Consider the following 15,389-nt stretch of genomic DNA (forward strand, 5'->3'; position numbering starts at 1 on the left):
GCGATATTGTACCTTCGGGCAACCATTCCAGATTGCGATCGTCTTGACTCCATTGGGTGAGTTGTAAGGGCGACCCGGCTTTGCTATTTGTCGATGTGCTTTTCGAGGCAAGGCCATGGGCTTGGTGTGCAATTGGACGACGCGATGGCGCCGGCTCGGGTGGCGAGCGGCTCTTTGCTGCATATTTCTTGTACCAATTGTTGCGGCGCCATCCGCGTCTATGGAGATCGTGGGCAGGGTTCCACGTGTTCTCATTCTCTATCCATACGACGAACGAATAGCCGCGACGACCGCGGCCGGAGAGGCCGTGAGGGGGCGTCTGCTCGAGGCTACTAAAGGAAAGATCGATCTCTTCTCCGAGTTTCTCGATCTTTCGAGATTTCCTGAGACGGAGCACGTCGGCCGAATGGCGCGATATCTTTCGGCCAAGTATTCGGATCGTCGCCCCGATGTGGTGATTGCGCTTGGCGAAGAATCGGCGCGATTCATCTCTGCGAACCGCAAGAATCTTGCCCACGGCGCAAGGATAATCGTCGCCGGCTTCAGCAAATCGACCGCCGAAGAGATGGGCCTGCCCAGCGATGTCATTGGAGCCTTCAGTGAGTTTCACATCGTCAAGACTGCGGAGATGGCCCGCGCTCTCCAGCCGGCGGCGCGTCATCTCTTCATTATCGGGGGATCATCAGAATTCGACCGTTCGTGGCTCGCCACAGCGCGGGCCGACCTTGCGGATTTTTCCAGGGATTACATGACGACCTATCTGGAGGACTTGACGATCGACGAGTTCACGAGGCGGGCCGCCGAATTTCCAAGTGACAGCATTGTCCTGGCGCTAACGATCTTCAAGGATCGAGACGGCCGCAATTTCGTTCCACGCGAGGCGCTCAAACAAATTGCGGAGACTGCGAGCGCTCCAATTTACGGTCCGTATATCACTTATCTCGACTACGGCATCGTGGGGGGCAGTGTGGTCACGTTCGAGTCCCTGGGAAAGATCGTGGCCGATCTCGCGCTCGATGCCATTGCCGGCAAGCCAATTTCCAATCTGGAATCTCCTCAAACCTATGTCGCCGACGCGAGGCAGCTCCAACGCTGGGGATTGTGGCAGAAGAACCTCCCTCCGGGCTCAATCCAGATGTTCAAAGAGCCGACTTTCTGGGAACAATACTGGCTCGCTACAGTCGTGGCGCTAACCGTCATCATGGCGCAGGGCACCGTTATCTTCGGACTTCTTGTCGAACGCCGCCGCCGCCGGGCGGCGGAGACGGAATCACGCCATCGTCTCCTCGAAGTGGTTCATCTCAACCAGTCCGCGACCGCCGGCGCGCTCTCCGCGTCGATTGCCCACGAACTCAACCAGCCTCTGGGTGCCATCCGCAGCAATGCCGAGGCAGCGGCGGTCATCCTTCGGTCGGCGCGGCCCGATCTCAAGCTGATCGAGCAGATCCTTGTCGACATTCAGGACGACGATCAGCGCGCCCATGACGTCATTTCCCGGATGAGGAATATGCTCAAGAAACGCGGCGAGATCGACTGGCAGGAGTTCGATCTCAATGACGTGACGACGAGCGCGATCAGGATCCTCCACAGCGAAGCCGAGCGAAGAGGCATTGTTGTCAGTTCCAACCATGCCCCGCGGGAGCTGCCTGTCCGAGCCGACAGGGTTCATGTCCAGCAGGTCATTCTCAACCTCGCGACCAACGCGATGGACGCAATGCTGGAGGTGGTCACGACTGAACGGAGGCTCCTGCTTGAGACAACTCTGACGAGGGAATCCAAGGTGGAGCTGTCGATCTCCGATACCGGTAGCGGAATCCCCGACGAACAACTCGCCAGTGTTTTCGAGCCGTTCTATACCACAAAGCCCTCCGGGACAGGGCTTGGACTTTCCATCGCGCGCGCGATAGTGGAGACTTACGGCGGCAAGATCTGGGCGGCCAACCGCCCGGAAGGCGGGGCCGTTTTCCGCATTGTGCTGCCTCTCGCACGAAGTGGGTGAGCAATTGGAATCCGTTGTTCATATAGTCGATGATGACCACTCTTTCCGCACCGCAGTTGGAAGGCTGCTTTCGGCGTCCGGCTTCCTCGTAGCCCTTTATGAATCGGGCGATCAATTTCTCGCGCAGCTTCCGCACGGCGAACATGGCTGTGTTCTACTCGACCTCGATCTACCTGGCCTAAGCGGACTGGAGCTTCAGGACAGGCTGGCCGAGACAGCGCCGCTGCTACCGATCGTGTTTCTAACGGGACAAGGCGACATCAAGGCAAGCGTTCGAGCGATTAAGGCGGGCGCTGAGGATTTCCTGGAAAAGCCGACCCCGAGGGAAGCACTGCTGGAGGCCGTCGAGCGAGCGTTGCACCGATGCGAAACGCGTCGTCTCGAGCAGGATCGCATTGATGGGCTCCGGGCGCGACTGGGGAAGCTGACGCCGCGGGAACTCGAAGTTTTTGGCCTGATCGTCCGCGGCAGGCTCAACAAGCAGATTGCCCATGCGCTCGGCACCTCCGAACGGACGGTCAAGGCGCACCGTCACAACGTCATGGAAAAGCTGGGAGCGCGGTCACTGGCGGAGACGGTGTCGATTGCAGAGAAACTAGGGTTTGTCGATGCCACCGCGGATCCGCTGCGACGCTAGCTAATATACAGACCGACGCTTCACCAAAGGACAATAGCCAGCCCTCGACGCCGGCCATACGATTGTGACCGGAGCTGGTCGTGCTTTTCGCACTGGCTCCAGAAAGGCGTCAATTGAAAAGTCCACCCCGCACAGTGGCTGTCGTCGAAGACGATCCGAGCGTGCGCAGGAGCGTTGAACGCCTGTTAAACGCAAATGGTTTTGCGACCGAAGGACATTCGTCGGCCGAGGCCTTTCTCGGCCGCGCCAATGCAAGCGGGATTGGCTGCCTGGTGCTCGATATTCACCTGGGTGGCATGTCCGGCATCGAGCTCTGGCACCGCCTCAAGGCCTCCGGCATCAATCTCTCAGTCATCTTCATAACTGCCGTCGAGGATGAGGCCTTGGAACTAGAGGCGGTCAAGGCTGGCTGCGTGGCGTATCTACACAAGCCGTTCCCAGCCGAGTTGTTGATCCGCGCCGTTAACCGGGCATTGACGGCATCGCCAGGCGATCGAATAGGTTAGGATTCAGAGAGGCGATCCGAAGCTGACGTTGCTATGCAGAGACCTCGAACCCCGGTCCCTTGGGCGTTTCGGATCGACAACAACAAGTGGAGACGCGGCATGAAATGGCTCAGACTGTGGCGACTAACGCGCGATACACTGGCTATCGGAGCTTCTCTCATTGCTCCTTCGTTGCTGGTCGAAACAGCATTTGCCCAGCAAGCGGCGCCAAACATCCTGTTCATTCTCGCTGATAATGTCGGCTATGGCGACATCGGAGTTTACGGCGGCGGGGAGCTGCGCGGGTCACCGACGCCGCATATCGACCAACTTGCCATCGAGGGCTTGCGGCTGACGCAGTTCCTGGTCGAGCCGTCCTGCACGCCATCACGAGCCGCGTTGATGACAGGACGCTATTCCATCCGCTCCGGGCTGTCGCTGGTTGCCGTCGCAGGCACGCCGTTCTCACTACCGGAAAGCGAAATCACCATGGCGGAGATGCTGCGCGACGCTGGCTACGCCACCGCGATCTTCGGTAAGTGGCATCTTGGTGCCCAGATCTACAGCCAGCCGCAGAACCAAGGCTTCGACGAGTTCTACGGAATACCGCCCGGTGACACCTGGGACGCTTTTGGCATGATCCGCCAGGGCCGCCAAACCAGGTCTGCCGACATTCCGCTCGACAAGGGTCCGCAAATTGTCGAGGCAAAACGGGGAGAACCGCTAAAGCAGGTGAAACCGTATACCGAGGAGGTGCGTCGCGGGATCGACTGGGAGCTGGTGGATCACGGCGTTGATTTCATACGGCGACAGAAGGCAGCAGGCAAACCGTTCTTCCTGTATTTGCCGATCTCCCGAACGCACTTTCCGAATCTACCCTCGAAGCGCTTCGAAGGAGCATCGCGCATCGGTCAGTTCGGCGATTCTCTGATGGAGGGCGATGCAGTTGTCGGCACCATGCTTGATGAATTGAAGACGCTTGGCCTAGAGAAGAACACTATCGTCGTCTTCGCTTCCGACAACGGACCGGACGGCCCTGGAGCTACCCGGTTCGGCACAGACATGCCGGACATGGGAACGACCGGTCCGTATCGCGGCGCGTTGGGCGACCTCAGCGAAGGCGCGATCCGCACTGTCGCCATGATCCGCTGGCCCCAACGGATCAAGCCACGATCCTCTAATGCAATGTTCTCAATCATGGACTTCTTCCCAACCCTGGCGCGACTGGGTGGCGGGAAGGTGCCAAACGACCGCCCGATCGATGGGATCGACCAGAGCGACCTGCTGTTGGGCGAGGACGATAGCGGGCATCGCGAGCACTTGTTGACCTTCGTCGGTTCTGATCTGGTCGCCGCGCGCTGGAAGCAGTTCCGGGCCTATTTCGTCGATGTCGCACCTGGCCGCAGTGGTCCAAGTGGCGCCACACTGATGGGCGGGGTGGGATCCAGCGCCTCGCCAATGAACGGCTATCCAAAAGTGTTCAACATCGAGTCGGACCCGCAGGAGGAGCTCAATATCGGCGAAATGTACAACTGGGTTCTTGGACCGTTGCTGAAGGCTGTGGAGGAATACAAGGCTAGTCTCGTGCGATCGCCCAACCCGCCGGCCGCGAACATGACAAAGTTTTGAGGTTAGCGCCGTTCCGTGGAGATTGGGGCCAGCGCGACCATCTCGGCGCGAGCCCCGGCGGCCCATGCAGGGACATTATTGCGATTGACATACCCGAAACGGAGGACATCGCCAAATGGTAGATTGACCTCTGGCGGCACTGACGCCAACGGACTGTTCTCGGTCCCTGCCACGAGCGACGTGATAGACGCCGATCTCAAATACGCCCGCTCGCAACTGACGACAGTTGTTTCCTCCTTTCGGTGTTCCACTAGACCTTCTGAGCAGCGCGACCGGCGCCTACCAAGCGCGTTTCGCCTAACGCGCGACCCAACGCCGTTAAGCCCGAGATGCGCAAGCGCACTGTGGCTGACGACTTCCCCTAAGGACAATAGCGCTCCGTGGCGTTTCGCGTAATCTCAGCCGCGACGTGGTGTTTGAGCAGCCGCGCTTGGTTGCCGCTCCGGTCACCAGCGCAAAACCTAGGAAGGAGCATGACAATGAACCGCATTGCAACTTTTTCTATGCTTGCAAGCCTCTCTGCGTTGAGCTTTGTGGGAATCGCTCACGGTCAAGGTGCCGAAATGAACTGGCCCAAAGAGATTGAGCAGACTGTACGCAGCTACAGCGGCGATAAGATCAATGTCGTCGACGTAAGCACACTTTCCGAACAGGATAAGACGCGCATGTGGGTCGAGCATGCTACGCCCGAACAGCGCGCGGCGCTGCTCGAAGCAGTCAAAGCGAACAAGCCCCTGGCTGAAAAGCTAGAGGCGCAGAAAGTCGAGATGGACAACATCGGCGGCGCGGAACAGGCGGCTGACGGTGGGCTGACTATCTACGTTCGTTAACCGCCTAGGGTCAGTGAGGCGGGGTGCAATAGTATTTGCGCCGCATCCCGCCCCATTCGCGCGAGCATGGACGCCCGCCCCTTACGATGTATCCCTTCCTCGTCGTCGTCTAAACCAAGCCCGCCGACAATGCGGCGGGCTGGCTCAGGCTTGACGCAAAACCGTCGTGTCTCCCACGGTTGCCGACATTCGCTCTTTCTTGAAACGCCGACATCAACTGGAAAAGGCACAGCACTTGACAGTGGCGGCTTGCGTGGGCCCGCCTTGAGACAGGCCATAGCGCGACACATCTTACTGTCGGCTACAAGACGCTGAAGCATTCAGGCCGAGTATACTGGAATTCCGCGGGGCGCCGAAGATTTGTCGTTCAATCCTCTCCTCTACAGATACTCGTTAGAGATCATTGACGACGAGCTTCTATGAAGGGGATGACGCAGGTCGTCATGCGGCCTGAAGAAGTAGCGGCGCGCCACGTCGAGATAGCCGTCATAGATGAGCCCGCCATTGATCAACACAAGCGTCTGCTTGTGCCGTTGGTAAAGCGCCGGGATCCGGTACCAGGGAACACCCGGCCGCTGGTGGTGGAGGACATGCAGGTTGTTGTAGAGAAACAACAAACCAAAGAGCGTGCTGTTTTCGACGATCGCTGTGCGCTCGTCGTGATGATCGGCGTAACGGTGCTCCGCATAGGAGCGCAACCGGGTCAGGGCCGCGCCGACATAGACAAAGCCGAAGAGGTAGAGCCATAGAGGCATGCCGCAGACGGCGATGACCCAGACCAGAACGGCGGCTACGCCGATCGCGTGACGGATCCAGAAGTTGCTGCGGGCTCGATCCCCTTCCAGGAGGAGTGCTGCCTCCTGCGCCAAGAAGCTGACGATCATCACCAGCGGACCCAGGGTCAAGCGCCCGAACAGGGTGCTGTTCCACCTGGCCAGAGACCGCCCGACGAGACCCAGCCGATCCCAGGCTGCCTGGGTGAGATAGGATGACTCCGGGTCCTCTATGGGATCCGTCAGATGTTCGTCGCGGTGATGGGTCAAGTGGCCCTCGCGGTAGATCGCGTAGGGCAGCCAAAGCGACAGCGGCGGCCAGCCGATGGCGTCGTTGATGCTCCGATTTCGGGTTGGATGGCCATGGATGACCTCGTGTTGCAGCGATCCATGCCAGGCGATCAGCCATCCGCCGAGCGCGATGACAACTGCAAGGGGGAGCGATTGCCAAAACCAGGTAAGCCCAAGAAAACCGCCATAAATGACAAGCGCGAGAACGACGGTCTGCCACTCAATACGGGTGATGCTGGAGAGGGATGATTGTGACGGAAAGTCTTCTGAAGACCGAGAATTGGACATGTCGTGTTACCCGGAAAGCGAAAAAAGCAATAGAATTCAACCGCCAATATAATCTGGCTGCACCGGAACCCGCGCCGCACGTCTTTGCAAGACGGCGCGGAAAAACGGAAAACTGGTTACGTCAGAAGACCGAAACGTAAAATATTTATTCTATGTAATTGATGTATTATTAGCTCTAATGCGTCCATCGAATTGACCCGCTGCCCTGCCCTGGGGAGCGCCAATCCTGGAGGACATGCCATGACATTCAACCCCACGCGCCGGCAGGTACTTGTCGGCGGCGCTTCCCTCGCGACGATCGTTGCGCTTGGTGGCGTCCATCCGGCCTTTGCCGGCGCCGATCGCACCAAGATCACCGTGCGCGTCGAAAAGGATCTCTCGAACCTCGATCCGGCCAATCGATCCGGTCCGATCGACCTCAACGTCATCTGGTCGGTGCAGCAGGGGCTGATCTCCTTCAAGCCCGGCTCCACCGAATGGGAACTGGATGCGGCCGAAGAACTGGAACAGGTGAGTGATACCGAAATCCGCTTCAAGCTGCGCAGTGGCCTCGCCTTCACCGGCGGCTACGGCGACCTGACAGCGGAAGACGTGAAGTTCTCTTTCGAACGCTTCATCACGCCAGACGCGGAAGGCAAGCCCGTCACCTACGCGAAGGACTGGTCAGCGCTCGATCGCGTGGAGGTAACCGCGCCGCTCGAGGGTCGAATCATCCTCAAGAATCCGGCGCCGGCGCTCTATACGATCGCGCTCGCCGACGGTTCCGGCCGCATCGTCTCGAAGAAGGCTTTCGAGGCGCTCGGCAAGGATATCGCCACCAAGCTCGTCGGAAGTGGACCCTACGTGCTCAAGGAATGGACGCCGCGTGAACAGTTCGTGCTTGAGATCAACCCGGACTACAAGGGACCGATCAAGGCGCATTTCCATCAGATCGTCGGCAAGCCGATCGGCGAGCAGAAGACCGCCGAAATCGCCTTTAAGTCCGGCGAGATCGACTTCACCGCGATCGATCCCGAAAATGGAAAGTCGATGGCGGCGCTGCCGGATGCAAGCATCACCGAGATCCCGGCGATCGACTATGTCTGGTTCGGCCCGAACATCGAGAAGGCGCCGTTCGACGATATCCGCGTGCGTCAGGCCATCCGCTATGCCGTCGATATCGATGCCATCCTTCAAGGCGCCTATTCCGGTCTTTATCCGCGCGCTAACGCTCTGCTTGCCCCGAGCCTGCTGGGCTACTGGAAGGACGCGCCGGTCCATGCCCGTGACCTCGATAAGGCGCAGGCGCTGCTTAGAGAGGCGGGTCACGCCGACGGTTTCAAGACGAAGCTCACCATCGAGGCCAATGCCCGCTATGAGGCGATCGCCCAGATCATCCAGGCAAACCTTGCCGAAGTGGGTATCGAGGTCGAGATCGAGGCATTGGAATCGGCCGCCTACTGGGCGCTCGGCGAAAACGACGCCAGCAAGGACCTCGAACTTTCACTCATCAAATTCAACGGCAAGTTCGACCCCGGCTTCCAGACACAATGGTTCACCTCGGCGCAAGTCGGTCAGTGGAACTGGCAACGCTGGAAGAACGCCGATTTCGATGCCTTGCACGAGAAAGGCGGCGTGACGGTAAATCCGGCCGAGCGCGAGAAGATCTACATCGAAGCACAGAAGCTGCTCGACGAATCGGCTGCCTTTATCTGGATCACCCACAACCTCAACGCGTTCGCTTCGCGAAAGTGGCTGAAGCCCGGCGTCCTGCCGAACGGCAACAACTGGCTTTACACCGCTTTTACACAAGCGACGGCTTGACCCGATGGCAGCCTGCGTTGCGACAGAAGAGGATGCGCTGCAATGAGGAGCGCGTCCCTTCCAATCCATCTTGGCTTCAAGCTGGCGACGGCGGCACTTGCCGTGGCCGGTTCAGTCGTGCTCCTGATGGCCCTGACGCGGCTAATCCCCGGGGATCCCGCGACCGTGATCCTTGGGTCGCGCGCAACGCCTGAAGCGGTCGCGACACTCAATGCCCGCATCGGCCTCGACAAGCCGCTGATCGAACAGGTTTTCACCTTCTTCGGCAGGCTCGCCTCCGGCGATCTCGGAGAGGACGTCTTCAACGGACGGCCGGTCCTCAGCCTGGTTCTGAATGCGCTGCCGAACACGGCCGCGCTTGCGGTCGCATCAATGCTGTGCGCCGTAGCCCTCGGCGTGCCGTTGGCGCTTTTCAGCGCCCGCTGGCCGGGCGGCAAGACAGATCGAATGGTCGCGTTCCTGAGTGTCGGATTCATTTCGACGCCGAGTTTCGTCGTATCGGTCTTCCTGCTGATGGTGTTTTCCGTGCATCTGCGCTGGTTTCCGGTGCTGGGCGCCGGCGAAAGCGGCAACCTCGGCGACCAGCTTTGGCACCTCGTATTGCCGACGGCGGCGCTCGCGGCCGGCTGGGTCGGCTACATCGCCCGGCTCCTGCGCTCATCGCTGCTCGAGGTCCTCGGGGAAAACCACGTTCGCACGTTGCGTGCCTATGGTGTCAGCCAAACCAAGATCATGATGAAATACGCACTCAAGCCGGCAATCCTGCCGACCCTCGCGGTGCTTGGCATGGGTTTCGGCGAACTCCTCGGCGGCGCCGTCTTTGCCGAAGTGATCTTCAACCGCCCGGGCCTCGGCTCGCTGATCTACGACGCCATTCGCACACGCAACTATCCGGTCGTCCAGGGCGGCGTCTTCGTCATCGTCATGCTCTATGTGCTGACCAATCTGATCGCCGACCTCTCCCCGAGCCTGATCGATCGACGCGAGCGCGCCCGCCTTACATCTGGTCAGGGACACTGAGATGCAAGCCTTCATCGCTCTTTCCCGTCGCCCGGGTGGCACGTTTGCAATGCTTGCGGTGACGCTTCTCTGTCTGGTGGCGATCGCCGCACCGGTGATTGCACCCTATGGCCCGAACGCAATAGCGCCGGCGAACCGGTTGATGGAGCCGTCGTGGCAGCACCTGCTTGGAACGGACCATCTCGGTCGCGACATCCTCAGCCGGCTGATCTATGGAGCACGGGTGGCGCTCGGCATTTCACTCTCGGTCATTGCCATTTCCTTGAGCGCCGGCGTCACTTTCGGGATTGCGGCCGCCCTTTCGCCGCGTGCAATCGATCTCGCCGTGGTCGGCGTCTTCGACATCGTCACTTCGTTTCCCAGCATTATACTGGCCTTGGCATTGGTGGCCGTGTTCGGCCCTGGCCTCGGTAATGTCGTGCTGCTTGTCAGCATTGTTTTCATTCCCCATTTCGGCCGAGTTGCCCGCGCCCAGACGATCGCCATTCGCAACAGTCCCTTCATCGAGGCCGAAAAAGTGCTTGGGGCAGAGACCTGGCGGGTCGTGCTGCATCATGTAACCCCGAACATCATTGGTCCGATCTTCGTGCTGGCCTGCATGGATATCCCTGTTGTCATCACCATCGAGGCGGGCCTGAGTTTTCTCGGGCTTGGCGTGCGTCCGCCGCTGGCAAGCTGGGGCAACCTCTTGAATGACGGCTATACCTATCTCGACCAGTCGGTTTGGCTCGCGACCTTTTCCGGACTGGCGCTCGTCCTTGCTACCCTCGGCTTCGCGCTTCTCGGCGAGGCCTTGCGCGACACGCTCGACCCGAAGCTGAGGAAAGCCCTTTGACTGACGCCCTTCTCACCATCGAAGACCTGCACGTGTCCTACCGGGGTCACGAAAGCACGGCTCACATCCTCGACGGCGTCGATATAACCATTGGTCGCGGACAGTCCGTCGGTCTCGTTGGCGAAAGCGGCAGCGGCAAGTCAACGGTCGCCTTCGCCCTGCTCGGGCTGCTTGACGGCAACGCGCAGGTTTCCACGCGTCGGGCCGCCTTCGATGGGCGCGAAATGCGCTTTGGCGTAGACGAAACCAGGGCGTTGCGAGGGACCGACATCGCAATGATCTTCCAGGATCCCATGACCGCGCTCAATCCGATGTTTACCATCGGAACGCAGCTCGTCGATATCCAGCGGCGGCGCTTCCCCCGGGAGAGCCGCAACAGGCTCTGGGGCCGCGCGCAAGCAATGCTTGCCGATGTCGGCGTGCCGGATGCGGCAGCGCGCATGCACCGCTACCCGCACGAGTTCTCCGGCGGCATGCGCCAGCGCGTGGTGATCGCCATGGCACTCCTGGTTGAACCGAAGCTGTTGATTGCCGACGAGCCGACAACCGCGCTCGACGCGACGATCGAAGCGCAAGTGGTCGAGGTGCTGGACCGGCTACGACAGCGCACGTCCGCCTCCATGCTGGTGATCAGCCATAGCATGGGCCTGATCGCCGAACTCTGCGACAGCGTAATCGTCATGTATGCAGGCACGGTGGTGGAACACGGACCCGTGCGCGTCGTCTTCAGCCGCCCGCGCCATCCTTACACCCGCGCGCTGCTCGCCTGCGAGATCGATCCCTATGCGGCCTTCGATCCCTCGCAGGATCTGGCAACCATTCCCGGCACCGTGCCCGATCCTGCACGCCGTCCCCAAGGCTGCATTTTTGCCAGCCGTTGTCCTGCCCGCCACGACCGCTGCAATGAAAGGCCGCCCCGGCGGCAGACGGGAGAGGGGCGAACCTATTCCTGCTGGCAGGAGGCTGCGTAATGGCCCGCCCCATTCTAACCCTCGATAACGCGATGGTACGCTACGATCGGCTCACCGCGGTCGACAACGTCTCGCTTGAACTGCGGCGTGGCGAAACCCTGGGGCTCATTGGTGAAAGCGGTTGCGGCAAGTCCTCGATCGCCCGCGCGATCGTCGGGCTGCAGCCGCTTTCCGAAGGCACGCTTGCCGTGGAGGGCGAGACACTAAAGGATGCCTCCAGGCAACGCCGCCTCATCCTGCAGCGCCGGATCCAGCTCCTGTTTCAAGATCCCGTCGCGTCCCTTTCGCCTCGTCTGACGGTCCGAGCCTTGCTTAGCGAGCCCCTGAAGATCCGCGCCGCCTTCACGGCCGAGAACTGGGGGCGGATCATGGGGCTGGCCGAAAGGATCGGGCTTGGCGAGCAGCTTCTCTCTCGCTATCCCCATCAGCTCAGTGGCGGGCAGGCGCGGCGCGTGGCTCTGATCCGCGTACTTGCAGCCGAACCGTCGATCATCGTCGCCGACGAACCGACCGCCGGCCTCGACATCTCGGTACAAGGCGATCTTTTGAACCTTCTGCGAGGGCTCAAGGATCACCTGGGCCTCAGCTATCTGCTGATCTCCCACAATCTCAATGTCGTCGGGCGGGTCGCGGACCGGGTTGCCGTCATGTATCTCGGACGCATCGTCGAGAGCGGGCCGACCGCCGCTTTGTTTCGCGGCCCCGCGCATCCCTATACCCAAGCGCTTCTTTCGGCCAATCTGACGCTCGATCCCAGCCGCCGACACGAACGAATCGTTCTTTCCGGAGAATTGCCGAGTCCCGCCCATCCACCGGCCGGATGCCGGTTCCATAGCCGCTGTCCCTTGGTGCAGCCGATTTGCGCAGCAGAAGCCCCTGCCCTTCGGTCGGGCGAAGACGGACGCGCTGTCGCCTGTCACTTTCCGCTGGCCGCAAGGCCGGCCGTCATCCCTCAGACGATAGCAGGGTAACCATGGCGTGCAGCGTCCCGATCAAGCTCGGCCAGTGCCTCGTAGTCGGAATCGCCCAGGAGGCTGATGCCTTTGAGCGAGAGCGTGTCGCAGACGCCGCCGAGTTCAGGATCGCCGATCGTCTCCGCCAGTGTACGCCGCAGGATCATGAGGTCTTTGGCCGAGGTCAAGGCGGATGTGATGAAGGGCAGTCCGGGTCCCTTCGTCGTCTCCGCAAGAACACGGACCGCGGCCACGCGATCGGGATCGAAGCGCAGTGTGTTGCCGAACGTAACGCAGTCGATTGCCGCGACGTCGGCCGCGCCACTCGCTACGGCATCGATGCTTGCTCGGTGCCCGCCCGTCTCGATGACCGACGAGAAAAAGCGGCCGTCGACCGCATGTGGCGCCACCGCAGCTCGAAACAGGTTGTAGCCGGAATTGCTGCCCGGTTCATTGATCGCCGCACGCATCCCGCGCAGATCGCCGAGCGAGCTGGCCGACGACCGGGCATTGACGATGATGAAACTGCATTTGTGCGGGCCGTCGCAGCCAGGCAAGTCGTAAACGGGCGTCGCCACCAGTTGAACCCTCCCGCGAAGGTGCTGGACATAGGGATATCCGCAGGTCTGGCCGAACAGCAGGTCCGGACGGAACCACGCCTCGTTGTAGGCGACGGTCTCGTCAAGCGCCCCGGGCGCATCAAGGCCATACCCACGCAATCGGTCCCCCAATGCTTTCCAGAAAAGCCGCGTCGCCTCCTCGATGGGCGGCGGACTGACATACATGGCGAGGCTGGCGAGAGGCATGGGCGGGCTCCGGCAAAAACGACTCAAAAATCTATGCATTGCATAGATTTAAATCGCAACGATATTTCTTCGTCGAAAGGATCCCTGTCATGAGTGTGCCATTGCAACAGTCAGGTGAGGCAAGCGTCGCCGCCGTCGAAATCGGTTGCGACGTGCTCGTGATTGGCGGTGGACCCGCCGGGTGCTGGGCCGCCATCGAAGCTGCATCCAGCAACGCTAAGGTCGTGCTGGTCGACAAGGGATATTGCGGCAGCTCCGGTGCCACGGCTTCGGCCGGCACCCAGATCTGGTATGTGCCGCCGGACCCGGCGGAACGGGAGGCAGCCATGGCCAGCCGCGAGGCGATGGGCGGTTATCTGTCCGAACGTTCCTGGATGGTGCCCGTCCTCGACAAGACGTTCGAGAGTGTTAATCGGTTGGCGGACTGGGGCTACCCCTTCCCCCGGAACGACGACGGCGAAGAGCAGCGTATCTCGGTCCAGGGGCCGGAATACATGCGGCTGATGCGGCGCCGGGTAAGGAATGCCGGGATCACCATTCTCGATCATCATCCGGCGACGCAACTGCTGACACTGGAAGGACGCGTCGTCGGCGCAAGCGGCCTGCGGCGCCAGGCCGGCGGTCATTGGGTGGTGAACGCCGGCGCCGTCGTTCTTGCCGCTGGCGGCTGTGCCTTCATGAGCAAGGCACTCGGCTGCGACGTCTTGACCGGAGACGGCTATCTGATGGGCGCGGAGGTTGGCGCCGAACTCTCGGGCATGGAATTTTCCTCCGCCTACGCGATTTCGCCCGCCTTCGCCTCGATCACCAAGACGGCGCTTTACCGCTTTGCTCAGTTCTACCGGAAGGACCACAGCCTGATCGAGGGAGCGGGTTCGGCCCGTGGGCGCTCGATTATCGCCCGCACCTTGCTTTCGGAGCCGGTGTTTGCGCGGCTGGACCTTGCCGGGACTGACGAGGTCAAGGCGATCCTCAGGCGCGCGCAGCCGAACTTCTTCGTTCCGTTCGATAGGCGCGGCATAAATCCCTTTACCGATTTCTTCGAAGTCAAGCTGAGGCTTGAAGGTACGGTCCGTGGTACAGGTGGATTGAGGCTGACCGGCCTCGACTGTTCAACGACTGTTCCGGGGCTTTACGCCGCTGGCGACAACGCCACCCGCGAGCCGATCTGCGGCGGGTTCACCGGCGGTGGCAGCCACAACGCGGCCTGGGCGATCGCCACAGGTGCCTTTGCTGGCGCGGCTGCCGCGTCCTATTCATTGCAGCGGGTAAGCGCTACCGATTTCGGCCCGGCATGCATCGCGCTCTCTGAAACGAAGGGCATCGACCCGGCAGAGATCATCAAGGCTGTCCAGAACGAGGTATTCCCGCTCGACATCAATTACTTCCGCACGCATTCGGCCCTTTCGGCATCTCTGAAGCGGCTGGACGCGCTTTGGGAAAACGTCGGACGGGCAACCGCTCTCAACGAGGATCATTCCCTCAAGCTGCGGCAGGCGCAGGCCATGCTGGCAACGGCGCGTTTCATGTATCGCGCGGCGCTTTCTCGTACCGAAACGCGCGGTATGCACAGACGGGAGGATTATCCGACGCAGAACCCCGCCCAACACCACAGGCTCATCCTCAGCGGCCTCGACCACATCTCCGTTCGGCACGAAGCGGTCGATCCCGGCGTATACAAGCAAGCAGCAGAATAATGATCGAAGTTCTAGACACCAACACATGCACCGACTGCAATCTTTGCGTCCAGGTCTGCCCCACCAACGTGTTCCAAGCACAGCGCGAAGGACCGCCGCTCATCAAGCGTCAGGATGCATGTCAGACCTGCTTCATGTGCGAACTCTACTGCCCCGTCGATGCGCTGTATGTTGAACCGGATGCTGAGGCCGTCCACGGCCTGACCGTCGAAGGCGTGCATGAAAGGCAGCTTTTCGGCAGCTACCGAAAGGCAATCGGCTGGCACAAGGACACTCGCCACCGCCGTCTCATCGACGACCATTTCCGATTACCGCAATAGACAAGAGCCACGTCGTGACGTCACGCGCCGCCGGATCAGGCGTCAAGACTGG

14 protein-coding genes are annotated in these 15,389 nt (G+C 60.7%); 12 read left to right on the forward strand and 2 right to left on the reverse strand.

Translation table 11 applies throughout. From position 1 onward, the window contains the following. The first annotated feature begins 220 nt into the window (after positions 1–220). From ASE71_RS07120 to ASE71_RS07140, 5 genes are all read left to right on the forward strand, one after another. Positions 221–1,999, forward strand: a complete 1,779-nt coding sequence (locus ASE71_RS07120; RefSeq protein ID WP_060520477.1) for a sensor histidine kinase — start codon at positions 221–223, stop codon at positions 1,997–1,999. A gap of 4 nt (positions 2,000–2,003) precedes the next feature. Further along, positions 2,004–2,636 carry a response regulator transcription factor gene (locus ASE71_RS07125; RefSeq protein ID WP_060520505.1) on the forward strand — a complete coding sequence of 211 codons (633 nt, stop codon included), beginning with the start codon at positions 2,004–2,006 and terminating at the stop codon, positions 2,634–2,636. Positions 2,637–2,716: 80 nt separating this feature from the next. Then, positions 2,717–3,142, forward strand: coding sequence for a response regulator transcription factor (locus tag ASE71_RS07130; RefSeq protein ID WP_060520478.1), 426 nt, complete (start codon positions 2,717–2,719; stop codon positions 3,140–3,142). Between the two features lie 99 nt (positions 3,143–3,241). After that, complete coding sequence (locus tag ASE71_RS07135; RefSeq protein ID WP_082566468.1) at positions 3,242–4,750, forward strand: arylsulfatase; 1,509 nt, start codon at positions 3,242–3,244, stop codon at positions 4,748–4,750. Between the two features lie 479 nt (positions 4,751–5,229). Next, positions 5,230–5,580, forward strand: coding sequence for a hypothetical protein (locus ASE71_RS07140; protein WP_060520479.1), 351 nt, complete (start codon positions 5,230–5,232; stop codon positions 5,578–5,580). A 380-nt stretch (positions 5,581–5,960) separates the two neighbouring features. On the opposite strand, the gene ASE71_RS07145 is transcribed toward ASE71_RS07140, so the two are convergent. Next, positions 5,961–6,932, reverse strand: a complete 972-nt coding sequence (locus ASE71_RS07145; protein WP_060520480.1) for a fatty acid desaturase — start codon at positions 6,930–6,932, stop codon at positions 5,961–5,963. 240 nt (positions 6,933–7,172) lie between these two features. On the opposite strand from ASE71_RS07145, the gene ASE71_RS07150 reads away from it, so the two are divergent. Genes ASE71_RS07150 through ASE71_RS07170 form a run of 5 tightly spaced genes read left to right on the forward strand, consistent with a single transcriptional unit; the run spans position 7,173 to position 12,532 of the window. Continuing rightward, the gene (locus tag ASE71_RS07150) at positions 7,173–8,735 is read left to right on the forward strand and encodes an ABC transporter substrate-binding protein (RefSeq protein ID WP_060520481.1); all 1,563 of its coding nucleotides are present in this window, start codon (positions 7,173–7,175) and stop codon (positions 8,733–8,735) included. Between the two features lie 42 nt (positions 8,736–8,777). Next, positions 8,778–9,755: an ABC transporter permease gene (locus tag ASE71_RS07155; protein WP_060520482.1), complete on the forward strand. Its 978-nt coding sequence runs from the start codon at positions 8,778–8,780 to the stop codon at positions 9,753–9,755. Between the two features lies 1 nt (position 9,756). Continuing rightward, on the forward strand, positions 9,757–10,590 hold the full coding sequence (locus tag ASE71_RS07160; protein WP_034799891.1) for an ABC transporter permease: 834 nt from the start codon (positions 9,757–9,759) through the stop codon (positions 10,588–10,590). Next, complete coding sequence (locus tag ASE71_RS07165) at positions 10,587–11,561, forward strand: ABC transporter ATP-binding protein (RefSeq protein WP_060520483.1); 975 nt, start codon at positions 10,587–10,589, stop codon at positions 11,559–11,561. Before ASE71_RS07160 ends, ASE71_RS07165 begins: the two co-directional genes overlap by 4 nt. Beyond that, positions 11,561–12,532: an oligopeptide/dipeptide ABC transporter ATP-binding protein gene (locus ASE71_RS07170; protein ID WP_060520484.1), complete on the forward strand. Its 972-nt coding sequence runs from the start codon at positions 11,561–11,563 to the stop codon at positions 12,530–12,532. The genes ASE71_RS07165 and ASE71_RS07170 overlap by 1 nt, the downstream gene beginning before the upstream one ends. On the opposite strand, the gene ASE71_RS07175 is transcribed toward ASE71_RS07170, so the two are convergent. Further along, positions 12,514–13,320, reverse strand: coding sequence for a phosphate/phosphite/phosphonate ABC transporter substrate-binding protein (locus ASE71_RS07175; protein WP_060520485.1), 807 nt, complete (start codon positions 13,318–13,320; stop codon positions 12,514–12,516). The two genes, ASE71_RS07170 and ASE71_RS07175, sit on opposite strands and share 19 nt — an antisense overlap. Positions 13,321–13,409: 89 nt before the next feature. On the opposite strand from ASE71_RS07175, the gene ASE71_RS07180 reads away from it, so the two are divergent. Both ASE71_RS07180 and ASE71_RS07185 read left to right on the forward strand, forming a co-directional pair. Next, complete coding sequence (locus tag ASE71_RS07180) at positions 13,410–15,017, forward strand: FAD-dependent oxidoreductase (RefSeq protein ID WP_060520486.1); 1,608 nt, start codon at positions 13,410–13,412, stop codon at positions 15,015–15,017. Then, positions 15,017–15,337: a ferredoxin family protein gene (locus tag ASE71_RS07185; RefSeq protein WP_034799884.1), complete on the forward strand. Its 321-nt coding sequence runs from the start codon at positions 15,017–15,019 to the stop codon at positions 15,335–15,337. The genes ASE71_RS07180 and ASE71_RS07185 overlap by 1 nt, the downstream gene beginning before the upstream one ends. Positions 15,338–15,389: the final 52 nt, after the last annotated feature.

The sequence above is a fragment of the Ensifer sp. Root954 genome (genome assembly GCF_001429005.1).
GTDB lineage: Bacteria > Pseudomonadota > Alphaproteobacteria > Rhizobiales > Rhizobiaceae > Ensifer > Ensifer adhaerens.

Coding starts and splice junctions, on each gene's coding strand:
- ASE71_RS07170 (WP_060520484.1), top strand. CDS start 11,561: ATGGCCCGCCCCATTCTAACCCTCGATAACGCGATGGTACGCTACGAT.
- ASE71_RS07180 (WP_060520486.1), top strand. CDS start 13,410: ATGAGTGTGCCATTGCAACAGTCAGGTGAGGCAAGCGTCGCCGCCGTC.
- ASE71_RS07150 (WP_060520481.1), top strand. CDS start 7,173: ATGACATTCAACCCCACGCGCCGGCAGGTACTTGTCGGCGGCGCTTCC.
- ASE71_RS07155 (WP_060520482.1), top strand. CDS start 8,778: ATGAGGAGCGCGTCCCTTCCAATCCATCTTGGCTTCAAGCTGGCGACG.
- ASE71_RS07160 (WP_034799891.1), top strand. CDS start 9,757: ATGCAAGCCTTCATCGCTCTTTCCCGTCGCCCGGGTGGCACGTTTGCA.
- ASE71_RS07145 (WP_060520480.1), bottom strand. CDS start 6,932: ATGTCCAATTCTCGGTCTTCAGAAGACTTTCCGTCACAATCATCCCTC.
- ASE71_RS07175 (WP_060520485.1), bottom strand. CDS start 13,320: ATGCCTCTCGCCAGCCTCGCCATGTATGTCAGTCCGCCGCCCATCGAG.
- ASE71_RS07120 (WP_060520477.1), top strand. CDS start 221: ATGGAGATCGTGGGCAGGGTTCCACGTGTTCTCATTCTCTATCCATAC.
- ASE71_RS07135 (WP_082566468.1), top strand. CDS start 3,242: ATGAAATGGCTCAGACTGTGGCGACTAACGCGCGATACACTGGCTATC.
- ASE71_RS07185 (WP_034799884.1), top strand. CDS start 15,017: ATGATCGAAGTTCTAGACACCAACACATGCACCGACTGCAATCTTTGC.
- ASE71_RS07140 (WP_060520479.1), top strand. CDS start 5,230: ATGAACCGCATTGCAACTTTTTCTATGCTTGCAAGCCTCTCTGCGTTG.